The 13,980-nt window shown below is 36.4% G+C and carries 8 protein-coding genes; 2 read left to right on the top strand and 6 right to left on the bottom strand.

The genetic code is table 11. The annotated features are described in order from the left end of the window. Positions 1-172 precede the first annotated feature (172 nt). The 6 genes from SJY30_RS09090 to SJY30_RS09065 are packed head-to-tail and all read right to left on the bottom strand — an operon-like array spanning position 173 to position 11,059. The gene (locus SJY30_RS09090; protein ID WP_396635231.1) at positions 173-1,651 is read right to left on the bottom strand and encodes a sulfatase; all 1,479 of its coding nucleotides are present in this window, start codon (positions 1,649-1,651) and stop codon (positions 173-175) included. Positions 1,652-1,655: 4 nt separating this feature from the next. Next, positions 1,656-3,893: a glycosyl hydrolase gene (locus SJY30_RS09085; RefSeq protein ID WP_396635230.1), complete on the bottom strand. Its 2,238-nt coding sequence runs from the start codon at positions 3,891-3,893 to the stop codon at positions 1,656-1,658. 43 nt (positions 3,894-3,936) lie between these two features. Then, positions 3,937-5,508 (bottom strand): sulfatase, encoded by a 1,572-nt coding sequence (locus SJY30_RS09080; protein WP_396635229.1) that lies wholly within the window; start codon positions 5,506-5,508, stop codon positions 3,937-3,939. After that, complete coding sequence (locus tag SJY30_RS09075; RefSeq protein WP_396635228.1) at positions 5,505-7,997, bottom strand: hypothetical protein; 2,493 nt, start codon at positions 7,995-7,997, stop codon at positions 5,505-5,507. Before SJY30_RS09075 ends, SJY30_RS09080 begins: the two co-directional genes overlap by 4 nt. A 52-nt stretch (positions 7,998-8,049) precedes the next feature. Then, complete coding sequence (locus SJY30_RS09070; RefSeq protein ID WP_396635227.1) at positions 8,050-9,009, bottom strand: ThuA domain-containing protein; 960 nt, start codon at positions 9,007-9,009, stop codon at positions 8,050-8,052. A 34-nt stretch (positions 9,010-9,043) separates the two neighbouring features. Then, positions 9,044-11,059 carry a hypothetical protein gene (locus SJY30_RS09065; protein ID WP_396635226.1) on the bottom strand — a complete coding sequence of 672 codons (2,016 nt, stop codon included), beginning with the start codon at positions 11,057-11,059 and terminating at the stop codon, positions 9,044-9,046. Positions 11,060-11,260: 201 nt separating this feature from the next. Here SJY30_RS09065 and SJY30_RS09060 point away from each other — a divergent pair, with 201 nt between their 5' ends. Then, positions 11,261-12,625, top strand: coding sequence for a DUF1080 domain-containing protein (locus SJY30_RS09060; RefSeq protein WP_396635225.1), 1,365 nt, complete (start codon positions 11,261-11,263; stop codon positions 12,623-12,625). Next, the gene (locus SJY30_RS09055; RefSeq protein ID WP_396635224.1) at positions 12,618-13,970 is read left to right on the top strand and encodes a Gfo/Idh/MocA family protein; all 1,353 of its coding nucleotides are present in this window, start codon (positions 12,618-12,620) and stop codon (positions 13,968-13,970) included. The genes SJY30_RS09060 and SJY30_RS09055 overlap by 8 nt, the downstream gene beginning before the upstream one ends. Positions 13,971-13,980 lie beyond the last annotated feature (10 nt).

Raw genomic sequence — 13,980 nt, 5'->3', positions numbered from 1 at the left:
AATACCTTGGGATATTTATATCGTATCTATACAACTCAATTTTTGTAATTTTTTCACTTTTAAGGCTATTGGTTTTATGGGTAAGAAAAGAGGTTAATAGGGGGTAGGTAGTACTTGCAAAACCAAAAAGTGAAATGTTTTTCACAAAATTTCTTCGTTGATTTTTCATCTGTTATTTAATAGGTTTTGGAGATTGAACTTCACCTATACCTTCATCAAATTTCCAAAATGGAATTGCCTTTCTGTCCATAGAGAATTTATAATTCCATTTGTTCATGTAGTAATCTCTACCTTTAAATTCATCTCCAATAGCATGTAAAGAAACAACTAGCTTTTTGTCAAGTTCTTGTTGAAGTTCTTCGAATTCTGCCATATTCAATAGATTGTTCATTTGGTATGGATCTTTAATGTTATCGTAGAGATTACTTGCACCAGCAGGTGTTTTTATATAGGTATATTGTTTTGTTTTAATTGCTCTATATGGATCGTCATTATAATTTGATCCAAAAGGGGCTGCGTTCATAACTAATGCGACCCTATCTGCATTTGGATCTGGATTTTGTATTAATTCAGAAAGGTCTTCTCCTTCAATATCTTTAGGAATTTTTATTTTTGACAAGCCTAATAGAGAAGGTAAAATATCAGGAGTTGTAATCGGGGCATTAATAATACTCCCTTTATTATTATCGATTAAAGGGTATCTGATTAAAAATGGCACTCGTAAAGATTCATCCCAAGCTAATTGTTTTACAAATGGTTTTACACCGTGGGCACCCATCATTTCTCCATGATCAGAAGAGAATACAACTATAGTGTTTTCTAAAAGACTTAGTTCTTTAATTTTATTCAATACGGTACCTATGGCCTCATCTGTAGCTGTTGCATGAGCGTAATAACCTTGTAATTCTTTTCTAGCTCTTTCTTCATGTTCTTTAGATATGTTCGGTGCCAATTGTAACTTTTCTGGCTCATACATGTCCAAATATTTTTTTGGGGCACTGCCATGTGGGTAGTGTGGCGTGCCTATGGATAAAACCAATAAAAAGGGGTCTTTTTCTTTGGCATGTTTGGTAATATATTCATTTGCGTCTTTAGTGATGGCAAATGGTGAATATTCAGGCCAATGCTTCAGAATGGTATCATTATTATCATAGTAGGGCATTTTTGTATAGTTATGAGAACATTCTAGCGCTTTCCAATACTCAAAACCTTGTCTTCTCTCTTCAGGAATATAGGTTGAACGCCCGTGCCCATCTAAGTGCCATTTACCTATGTACCCCGTTTTATAACCTTCTGCTTTGAAAATTTCGGCCATGGTCAATTCTTCTTCTGGTAAATAAATGTCATTTAAAACCATACCTGTAGTGGTAGGAAACTTACCTGTCAATAGCGCTGCACGATGCGGTGTGCACACTGGGGTTACCGATACGGCATTGGTAAAGTTTATAGATTCTTTTGAGAAGGCATCGAGATTTGGTGTTTTTACGTTCGGGTCACCTGCATAACCTAATGCATCACCTCGCCATTGGTCGGTTAAAATGTATACTATGTTTGGTTTTTTGGGTTGTTTAATAACTTCGGTCTTTAATTCGTTTTTACAACTTAAAAAGATGGAAAAAAATACGCCTAGTAAAATGGATTGATTTTTCATTCTATTAATTATTTGATATCCAAAAGCTTGCGCTAACTGGTTTTAATGTTAGTGTGCTTTTTGTAAATTCTTGATTATCAATAGTAAAGTGGGAAATATTTTCTATTTTTTCAATATTTCCATTATGCGGGTCTGCTTTATATAACTCTAGTTTACCTTTTAGAGTAACCTCTGTTTTAATAGTTTCGTCGCTAGAATTAGAAAAGAAATAAATGTCTTGCCCATCCTTTATTTTATGGATATATGAAAACTTGCCCATGTCCGTTGCCAATTTAGGACTCGGATTAAAGGCAACATCTTCAACAATTCGTGCATGTAATGCCTCGGCGAGGTTTTCTTCATTGGGGTTTGGAATGTGTATTGCTGTACCGCCGTTAGCATGATTGTTAGTCTGTATGTCAGAACTATCTTTTGACTCTTGATTCTTACCAAATATTTCGGTAATCAGAGCTTTTACCTTTTCATCTTGTCCCATCTCGGATGATTTAAAAGGAAGCTGTCCGGTGGATACCACAAAACCTCCTTTTTCGTAATAATCTTTTATTTTTTCCAAAGTCTTAACTGATATTACCGAACTCCCGGTAATGATAAGCGTACCGTATTCTTGTTTATTTTCCTCGTTGTTCAGTACTACAGAACCTTTGCCAATTTTATATTTATCTTCAAGAAAAAACTCGGGATGAATAAAGGTGAAATCCTGTCGAATATTGCTAGTCAGGAGTCCGCTTATTTCTAGATAGTTCGTTTCGGGGGATATGAAAAATCCCTGTCTTGGGTTTTCAGGGTCTTCAAACCGGTACCAGCCCGCCAATTCTTCAAAAGGATAAAATACACCTATATTAGAAACTCTTTTTCCACCTTGCAATAGCATACAGGCTCGACCAACAAAATTGGAATACGCTGGTAGTGCGGCCACTAATTTCTCACTATAGGGCGATACCAATGGCGAAATATATATCTGTTCTAGATTGTACCACAAGCCATGGGGAACTACAAAATTGACCCCACGGGAAAAGATGTCCATTACAGAGCGATAGAGCATTAAGGAATCCATGGTGTTTTCTTTGTAAGCCCCATAGATTTCCGTAGAAACGACAGGTCTATCATAATAATCTGCCGCCGAGCTAATCAACTTATGACCGTTTTGTCCAAATTGATATCCAATAATGGCATCAGTAAGGGGCATGGAAGTATGTCTAAAAAATTTAAAAATATCGGCATTCATGTCGATTGGCGTGGGGTCATAGTTTCCCGGTGGATGCCCCGTATCTTTTAATCCATTTTCTTTAGCCCATTCGCCAACTAATTTTGGAAATCCCTCGGCCAATAGCTCTGCTCGAGTTTTGAAAAATGCGTTACGTACCGTTTCCGTTTCTGGACCAATATGATACCATAGCGCAGGATACCAAGGCTCGGGATCATAACCATTCAACTCTTTAAATTTTTCATTAAACCTGCCTGTCCAAGTTCTTGGATGTTTCCAAAAACCAACATCGTCAAAAAATACTTTCTTTATAGTATTTCCAAAATAAGATCCAAATTTTTCTTTGTGAACGTCATAGGTGAGACTCATCATTTTCCGCACAGCTGTCGTATCCAGATAATCCACTACCGGAAAGGCCTTGTGGTAACTGTCTTTTACCAAAACAAAGTACATAATCTTCCAATCGCCCTCGGGAACCTGCCAAGTGATGGAGTTTCCATTTAGTTGTTCATTCAGCGCAATACGCTCTAGGGTATTCGGGTTCATGGCAACCAAAGCTAGTAATTGTCCTTCTGGTAGCCTATCTGTAAATGTTTGCGCACCCTTGATCGTTTTTTCTACTTTGTCCAGGCGTTTCATGGTATGTTCTGGGAAAAGTTCACCAAGCTTTCCGCCGGCCATTCCGCTTGGAAAATCATTGTCGTCATATAGAATTACCTGCATGTCTAAGTCTTCAGCTGTATTTAAGACGTCTTGATAACGTTCTAGGTATTTTTTCGAAAGAAATTTTGGTGTTGTACCAGGTCTTCCATTTTTTTTAGGAGCTAGCGGTAATACGCTAATACCACTGAAACCTGCTTGTTCTTTGGCATCGGTCATTTGTTTTTTTATGCCAGCAGTTGTTAACTCACCATTTATATGCCAAAAAGGCATTGGCTTGAATTCGTTTGGCGGATTCTTAAAATTTTGTACTAATTTTTCTGACAGTTTTTCCTTCTCTTTTTTACATGAAATACCGGTGATCAGTAATGCAATCATTAGTAAAGTCGAAATTTTATAATTTTTAAATTTTAAATACATATTACTCTTTTGTTAATTTACTTCCCCACCAATCAGCATTAGGTTTAAAATTTGGGTCTAATATCTTTAACCTTTCACTTTCTAAATTCCTTAATTTTTCGGTACTGATTCTGTTGAGGTAATTTTGTTCTAAATTTTTATCGTAGCTGGGGTCTTTTACTGGATATTTAGCGCCAACACCATCTAAATAATTCAATAGCTCACTCAACATAGATTTAGTTAAGGAATTATGTTCTAAAGAAATATCATTTCGTTCAGCTTCGTCGTTTTCCAAATTATATAGCTCGTTTCTTTTGTCTTCGTAATAGTGAATCAATTTCCATTTGCCTTTTCTTATAATTGATGAAGGTTCACCGCCTTGGTTACCGTAATGAGGATAATGCCATATTAGGGGTCTCTCTGGCAAGTTTGCACCTTTCAATACTGATTTCAAACTTAAACCATCAGCATGCTGTTCAGGTAGTAAATTAGCATCGACTAAATCTAAAATAGTAGGGTAGAGGTCGGCTGCAGTTACAGGGATGTTGGTTTCTTTGATAGTATTTTTGATCCAAGGAGCTTTTATAAAATAGGGCTCTTTGATACCACCTTCAAACTGATATCCTTTACCGCCACGTAATGGCAAATTTGATGTGGAATAATTATCTCCCGATGCAACGCCACCATTGTCTGATGTAAAAACTACCAGAGTATTTTTATCTAGCCCCATTTCTTTTAATGAGCCTAAAATATGACCAACGGCATCGTCCATATTTTCAACTAATCCACCATAAATAGGATTGTCTTGTACTTGACGTATCGGTAAAAAGTGCCCCATGGTATAACCACTGTTTTCAATACCGTTAAACTTAGCTTTCTCTCTGTACTTTTGCCATTTTTCTTGTGTAGTTTCTATTGGTCCGTGTACCGCATAAAAAGATAGGAAAGCAAAAAAAGGTTTCTCTTTATTGTTCTTTATAAATTTTGCAGTTTCATCGGCTAATCGCATACTAAGGTTTTCACCCTTTAGGTTGTTTTTTAATTTAGGATTGTTAAATGGAGAAAAATAGCCTCCCCTAGGGCTTCCTGCACCATTACCGGCAATATTAATATCAAAACCATGGTCTTCTGGCCAAGATCCTTTTTCTCCCAAATGCCATTTGCCAGCAAAGAATGTGTTGTACCCATTTTGTTGCAAAGCTTCTGCTAAAGTGATATGTTCTGCAGGTAAATTCTCAATGTATTCAGGTGGTAATAGTTTATTGAATCTTTCTTTTTTTCGCCACTCTTCTTTTACAGGTGCACCTATCCAATCTGTAATACCATGTCTAGCCGTAAATTTACCTGTCATGATACTAGCTCTAGAAGGACTACATACCCTAGAATTTGCATAACCTTCATTAAAAACGGTACTTTCTTTCGCTAGTTGGTCAATATTCGGAGTCTCATAGAAACTACTGTTTCTAAAACTCATGTCGTTATATCCAAAATCGTCTACTAGTATGAAGAGGATATTTTTCTTTTGAGCTGCTGTTTTACATCCAAAAAGAAGAATTGAAGCTATTAAAATGGTTAACTTATAATGTAACTTCATAGAGCTTGCGAATTAAAGTGTATTACATCATATGTTTTATGCCTTGGCTCTAATACTTTATCGTCAAATTTTAGTTTTTTACCATCACCTATATACAGGGTAATGTCTGTCTTGTCATCAATTTTAGTAGTTCGTACTATGGCGAAACGACCATGAAAACCAAGTTTCAATTTTTTGTTCTCATAGAAAGCATCGTTATTATCTTGGCAAATTATATAATCGGTAATTAAGGTGTTTCCGATTTTTGAAATGACAACAGCCCCAACGGTTTTATCCTTTTCTTTTAAAGTTTTTACTTGTTGAACACTAGATTTTTTGTTTGTTGAAGGTTCAAATATTGAAATGAAAGGATTTTTCCAAGCTTCACCATTTTGTCGAATTACCAAAACTTGGGTTTTTTTATCTACGTAGCCGTTTTTTGCTTCACGCGTAGGTGGTGCCAATGCAGTAGTAAATGCACGTTTCGTTTCTTTAGGTATTATCATGTGCATATAGCTTTTGTTAAAATCTATATCAAACCTTACCTGAATACCATCGTTAATGTTTTTCGTTGTTTCGGTATTTTCAAAATATCGCCATCCGGGCGACTTTACCACATCGCCAATATCATTTTGGTAACGGTCGGTTGGTTGTAGGTTTAGCTCCTTATCCTTAATGTTAGTCAGTAATGTTCGGTCGCCAATATTATGATAGATATAATCATGAAAATTGTTGGTATTACTTGCTTTTGATCGGAACATATCAAAATAATAACCAGTGGTAGCACTTGTGCGAATAGTACTTAAAGTCCGCTCTTGTTGTGCATCATTAACGGTATCATTTAAAAACTGGGTTGCGAAACTAAATTCTTTTGAAATAGGGTCTTCTAAATGTTTTGGTTCTGCCGCAATATTTATTGTGGTGTTCTGCCAAACGTTTGCTTTTCTTTTCCATGAACCCTCATCTAGACCATGCGACGTACCGTTTACTATTACCGTGTTATTACCTGCATAAAGTCTAAAATAATGTTCGTGTAATGGTATTTGACGCTCAGAGACTGTTGGTGGTAGTCCGGCATTTGGCCCCATAATATAACCTGCTCCATATAACTCCATACCAATACCGGTGAGGTGAGAGTGAACATAGTGTGCGCCACCAATTATGCCGCATAGCCCATATAATTCGTTATCTGTTTTAACAAAGTTTCGTTGTAACGCTATACCTGCATGGTCAACTATAACGGTCGGTTTGTTGAGGTCTATATTTTCATCTATAGTATCTGATAATGGTATTCCCCAGAACAATTGTAACGCATTGTAATTGTTGAAAATATTGTCTTGGCCAATATTAGGGTGGTAGCCGCCTTGCGACTGGTACGACAGTTGTAGCGCAACTTCTGCTTTTTGCTTTAAGGAAGTATACCCTCGGCGATCTGCAATACTTAAGGTATATCGATATAGCGGTGCAGTAAAGTCATTGTATCGTTTAGAATCGCCGTACCGCACAAAAGTACGATCAGGATTCCTTAAATAATCGAAAAGAAAATTTCCTTCAAAAATATGTTGATTATTTTCTGTTACGTTCATTTCTGGTTTTACCCTATCTACTATATTTAATACCATAGTGATTATGGGCATGAAACTGTAGCTTAAAGATTCTGGCCATATTCCTTGACCAGAGAACATGGGTAATATGGTTTTAGTGAATGAGTTTTGATGAGCCGTACCAGTTTCCCAAAATATATGGAACAGACGTTCACGTTCAGCATCATCTTCTATACATAAAATACCGAACAAAGCTCCTGGAGCCGTAAGAATTGGGTGATTTGATATAACTTGACCATGCCTATCAGGTTTACCATATTCTTGTAGCACATTGCCCACTATATTCTTTAAGGCTTTTTGTGCTTTATTGTTGTCAAAGGCGGTAGATATCCCTTTTTTTAGATTATATACTTTAGCATTTGGCTTTTTTAGATAGTCATATATAAAGTCGTAAGCAATTGCAATTTGGTCATATGTTGTTCTAGGGTCAAAAAAAGCGTAACCACAAATTGTAGTGGTCTCTGGGGTGAGCTGCGAAATATGGTCAAAATAAACATTAAGAATGTCTGCTGAAAGTTGTGCATATTTTTCCTCCTCCGTTAGGTAAAACAACATCCCGGCATTTGCGGCCATTTTTAGAACTTTATTATGGGCAGCTGCAACCGGTCCGGCTTTTTTCTCTTTGTTTTGATGATCACTTGTCGCAAATTTTGGTATTCTATTTAGTAGAAGTTCAGGGTTGCTAAGATGTTCTGTTAGGGTACTATCAACTTGACTGTGTAATTGATTTACCAAGCTTTTTGCCCATCTGTATTTTTCAATATTATCTAGTATTTTTATTTTTTCACCTTTGGTGGTCATTATTACCGGGTGCTCTAAAGATTGTGCATTTGTAAAGCCAATAATAATCAGAAAACAGATAAAGGAGATATAATTAGTTATATGTTGATTTTTTTTTGAATTCATAAATGGATATACCTGTTAATTTTTGCAACTAAAGCAGCATTTAATTTTATCATTATTTATTTAGTTGAAAGGGACGTCTAGTAGCTTTTGATTCTGTTGGAAAATTATCTGGTATGGGCTGTGTAACTTTTCCTGTTGCAGCCCATTCCGTACCTCGTAAAATGGAAACAATAAAACCTACGTTTTCAAAAGCATCTAAATCATGACCAAGTGTATTATGAAAAACCCTTCCCTTACCATAGTTAATTGCCATTAGCATGGGTTCATGACGATCAGTTGGGGCTTTTGCACTCTGGTCTTTGCCTGTTGCCAATATGGTCATGTTCTTTGCAGGGCCACGTAATTTGGCATAACACTCATCAATACCTGTTAGCCATATTTTGGGCATTCCTTTGGTGATTGGGTGTTCTGTGTTTCTTACCGTAATAGGAAATCTATGTCTAGCGCCATGAAAGCCTGCTGCACCTTTTGATGTATCAACAACCATTTTATCTGCATTGTCGAAATACACATATGGACCATCTTTTTCAGATCGATCACCCCAACCGCCTAGTCCGATCATTTCATTATATGCATCCCATTGTGGAAAAGAATTGTCTGCAGCATGAATGCTTACAAAGCCACCACCTTTTTTGACATATCTTTCAAATGATTTTTGGGTTTTCTTTGACCATGGTGCAGCCTTCCATCCAAAATTTGAAATAACTACATCATATTTAGCAAAATCAGGCTTGAAATTTTGATCGGTTATAGGTTGTTCGACTAACTGTGATTTTTGACTTGTTGCAATTTCTAAATAGTCTTGCTCCCGTTCTGCTTTCCAAATAAACTGAGTGCGTGATATTTCGACTTCGAATAAACCGGTATCTTCTAAATATTGCTTCATCATAATAGTTGATTTAGGCCATATTTGATGATTGTTTTGACCATCGACTATAAGTACTTTAATTTTTTCTTGTGCCGTACAATTTACACTCCATATTAAAAGAAGGGCAATGATGATATTTTTCATAGTTCTGAAATTAAATTCGGTGGTTCTTGTTTTTTTATTTCTTTTCAATAAAATTCAGTAGTAAACTTTTAACATCGTTTACAGTGCCTAACTCTAGACCGCCATTAGAAGCACCGGTTAGCCAATACAGTACCATACCTGCGTCTGAACAATCCCATTTTCCTTTTTGAAATTTAACGACATCATCGACTTCAGCTATTTTACCTTGAAGCCATACCCATTGTATTCTTGGGTCTGTATGGTTTTTTGCCCAATCCCACTCCGCCAAGGTCACTTTTAAATGTGTATTTTGATCGGGTATTCTTATTTCCTCCACCCCAAAATCCAATATGTCTTGCCAGCTAAAGAAATCGCCTGCGTCATCATTTGCCGGGTGATGTGTAACTACTTTTACATATTTATGTTTAGATTTTTTTGATGCATGTAAAGCGTACCCGATGATATCCGGTTCACCAGCCTCAACAATCCATAAAGGATCACTTTGAGATGAAGCGTTTATGGCATCTCTTAAGTCATTCACCGTAAGCTCTTGTTGCCATTTGGCATCAAAAAAGGTAATATCATCAAATCCTCCCCAACGCCTTGCCGTTACATCACAAACAGTTTGCATCATGGCGTGTCTTTCTTTTTCTGCTCGTTCAGATATTCGTTCTACTCGGATTAGATCACAGCTATGGGAGTAATGCACAAGTTTATTTTCAAACCCTGTCGCCTTTAAAAGTGCTAAAGAAACAGCTGTACCACCTAAATCATCAGGATCGGGAGAATTGCCATCTGCTACAATTGCAATACGCCCCATTGGTGGTTGAACTTTTGGAATTCTATCTACTGTAGAATTTTTGATGGTACCATCTGCCTTTTTTACTTTTTCGCCTTTACCAACTGGTGTAAAAATTAGACCGGACCATCTTGCCCTAGCCCATTCTTTACCGTCGGTACTTCCTATGGTAGATTTGACCGTGATTTTGTCTCCTTTTTTAAGAGAGACATTTTGCCATAACCCATTAAAATCTTCTCCTTCATCAAACATTTTAGAGGTTAATGATGGTGTGAAGGTTCCTAGTTCCTTATCGTTTAGTAAAACTGTAAACTTAGATTGCCCATCATTTTCACCAACACCAACAAATACAACATCATAAACTCCATCTTTAAAATTAAAGTCTGTAGTAGTACTTGCTTCCTTATTCTTATTTGGGTTTATGGCAAACCATTGGCCACCGGCATCTTTGTAATAACCAGTATTCTCCATTGGAAAATCTGCTACAGGTAAGGTTTTGTTATCTATATCCGATAAAGAAATTAACTGATAATACGTAGGCTCCGGCCATTTTATTATTGCCGGTCTATCTTTGCTTTCCGGTTGGTAATCCTTGTCCTTTGTTAAAATGAATTTATCGAATTTAAAGCCATCTTCACGCATGCTAAATTGAATGTCATGAATACCACTTTTTTTGATATCTAGATAAATTTCATGAGGAACTCCGCAATGTTCTTCTTTCGTTCTTTGTTTATTTGACCACGACCATTCATTTTTACCATCGCACCATTGCATACGTTGACCATGTTCTGGCCATTGTCCATTTAAACCAATATGTATACTATTATCTTCACTACCGGAACTATATGCTCTAACCCAAACATAATAACGACCTGGTTCGTTTATTTTAATTTTATAATTTAAAATAGCAAGTTCACCTGGTTTGTTAGAGAAGTTCTCACCTGGTAAAAGTTCATCAGTATGGGTAATTCTAGTGTCTGGTAAAATTTGTATGTAACTACTGTTGCCTGCACCAATACTATGGTTCTCAATTATGTCGTCTGTTGTATTTGCGCTTTTATGTTTGGTGAATCTGTACCACTGTCGTAAGTCGCTTTTAGATTGTTCATAAAAATATTCAGCTTCAACAGCGACATGGTTGTTTTGTGTTTGAAAGAAGTTGTTTTCATTTATAATTGGCGCTGTTAAATTAGAAACTTGAGCAATTGAATAATAACTAGAACTAAAAATTAGTATTAATGGTACTATAATACGTTGAACAGCAATTTTCATTTATGATTTTTTGAATTATAGCAATTTAAGGTTTTGACATCTTTATGCTATCCTGTAGTGTTAGGCTTGTAATTTTAAGGTTGTGATATTGTGAATTATATAATTAAAGGGTAGATATATGCATGTAAGCACAGGATAGTTCTTAGCGTATTTGAGCTAACTTTAAGCACTAAGTAAATTATATTTTAAACCTAAATTAGAATGAAAAAAAAATTTAAAGGAATTTATTATGCCTTATTTTTTGCCTTTTTGTCAAGTTGTACAGCTGAAAATAAAAACCATTTAACACCAATTTTTAACGGAAACGATTTAAAAGGTTGGCATATTATTGGGGGTGATGCTACCTACAGAGTAGATAACGGGGAAATAATTGGAACAACCGTGGCAAACACACCAAATACTTTTTTGGCCACAGACTCAACATATACCGATTTTATACTTGAACTCGATTTTAAAACAGATTCGGTTTCAAATTCTGGTGTTCAAATTAGAAGTAATAGTTTTCCCTGGTATAGAGATGGTATTGTTCACGGTTACCAAATTGAGATTGATCCTTCAAGAAGATCTTGGAGTGGTGGTATTTATGATGAAAAAAGAAGAAAATGGCTAAGTCCACTAGAAGGTAATGAAGCTGCCCAAAAATCTTATAAACCAAATGATTGGAACCATTTTAGAATTGAAGTCATTGGCGATACCTTAAAGACATGGATCAATAATATACCTGCCGCTCATTTAATAGATGATATGACACAAGAGGGTTTTATTGCCCTACAAGTACATAGTATTGGCAAAAAAGGGAAACCAGGAGTGGAAATCAAATGGAAAAATGTGGAGCTTATTACTGAGAACTTAAAGGAATATAGTAAGTCATCTCCCTTAGAACCAATTATCACTAAAAACCAACTTACTTTTCAAGAGAAAAAAGATGGTTGGCAAATGCTTTGGGACGGTAAAACAACCAAAGGCTGGCGCGGTGCGAAGCTAGATTCTTTTCCTAAAAAAGGATGGGAAATTAAAAACGGTGAACTTATTGTGCTGGCAACAGGTGGCGGTGAATCTACTGCCGGTGGCGATATTGTAACAGAAAAAATGTATGCTGATTTTGAGATGAAAACCGATTTCAAAATTACAGAAGGTGCAAATAGCGGAATCAAATATTACGTTGATACAGAGTTAAACAAAGGAGAGGGATCTTCAATTGGTCTTGAATTTCAAATTTTAGATGATGACGTACATCCAGATGCGAAGTTAGGTAGTCATGAGGGTAGCAGAACTGTAGCATCGTTGTATGATTTGATTAAAGCAGATACAACAAAACATATGAACCCGATTGGAGAATGGAATACTGCACATATCGTTTCAAAAAATAATAAAGTAGAACATTGGCTTAATGGTGTTAAAGTATTAGAATATAATCGCGGAAGCGAAGAGTTTCTAAAACTTGTTAGTGAAAGTAAATATAAAGATTGGCCAAATTTTGGGCTATTGCAAAAAGGCAATATTCTGTTACAAGACCATGGTGATTTGGTGTCATTTAAAAACATTAAAATTAAAACTTATGAGTAAGAACAATAGTAGAAGAATTTTTGTTAAAAAATCTACATTAGCTGGTCTAGGTTTGGCAAGTGCATCTTCAATGAGTATGAGTGCTAAAAGTTATAATAGCATTGTTGGTGCCAATGACCGTCTTCACGTTGCGGTTGCAGGCTTAGGTCGTAGATTAGGCGCGTTTTACGAGCCAATTGCCCATAAAAATAGTAATGTTAAGTTAGTTTACTTATGCGATGCTATGCAATCGCAAATGACAAAAGCTGCCTCTAATTTTGAAAAGCATATTGATTATACTCCGAAACTTGAGCAAGATATTTTTAAGGTTTTAGATGATGACAAGGTTGATGTTCTTATAAATGCTATGCCAGACCATTGGCATACGCCTGGGGCAATTATGGCTATGAAAACTGGTAAACATGTGTATGTTGAAAAGCCGAGCAGTTGCACCATGGAAGAAAATGAACTTTTAGTGGAAGCTGCTAAAAAATATGGTAAAATAGTGCAAATGGGAAACCAACAACGGTCTTCTGCACATACGCAACAAGTAATTCAAAAAATACATGATGGTGCAATAGGGCATGCGTACAAAGCATTGGCATTTTATAATAACGGTAGAGGCGAGGTGCCACACCAGAAACAAGCGGCTGTTCCCGAAGGTCTAAACTGGAACAATTGGCAAGGACCAGCAGTTCACAGGGAATATACCTCGGAAACTTGGAACTATAATTGGCACTGGTATGGATGGAATTACGGTACTGCTGAAATGGGCAATAACGCAACCCATGAATTAGATGTGGCACGTTGGGCCTTAAATGTTGATTTACCACAAAGAGTAGAAGTAGATGCTACCAAAAGGCACTTTAAAGATGATGGATGGGAAATGTATGATACCATGATGGCTAAATTTACATTTGAGGGGAATAAGCAGATCGAATGGGACGGAAAAAGTAGAAACGCATATAATACTTACGGTAGCGGTCGTGGTGTTATCATCTACGGAACCGAAGGTACCGTTTTTGTAAACCGCGGTCATTATAAATTGTTCGATAGAAAAGGAAAGCTCATAGAAGAAGTTTCAAGCGGTGGTCAAGAAGGTGGCGTTGCTTTAGGCGGTGGTGGCGATATGTCTACCATTCATGTTATGAACTTCTTTGAAGCTGTTAGAGGAAATGAATCTTTACAAGCACCTATTGATGATGCAAACATTTCAATGGCAATGGTGCATTATGCAAATGTGGCATCGCGTATCGACCAAGGTTTTGATATCGATAGTACAAATGGTACTATCTATAATAGAGAAGCAATGAAACTTTGGGTCAAGCCTTACGAAGAATCTTGGAAATCTAAGTTTATGATGTAACGGAACACAA

The organism is Maribacter sp. R86514 (assembly GCF_044597005.1).
Classification (GTDB): domain Bacteria; phylum Bacteroidota; class Bacteroidia; order Flavobacteriales; family Flavobacteriaceae; genus Maribacter.
The sequence above is the reverse complement of the archived record's forward strand: the minus strand, read 5'-3'. Positions and strand labels throughout refer to the sequence as shown.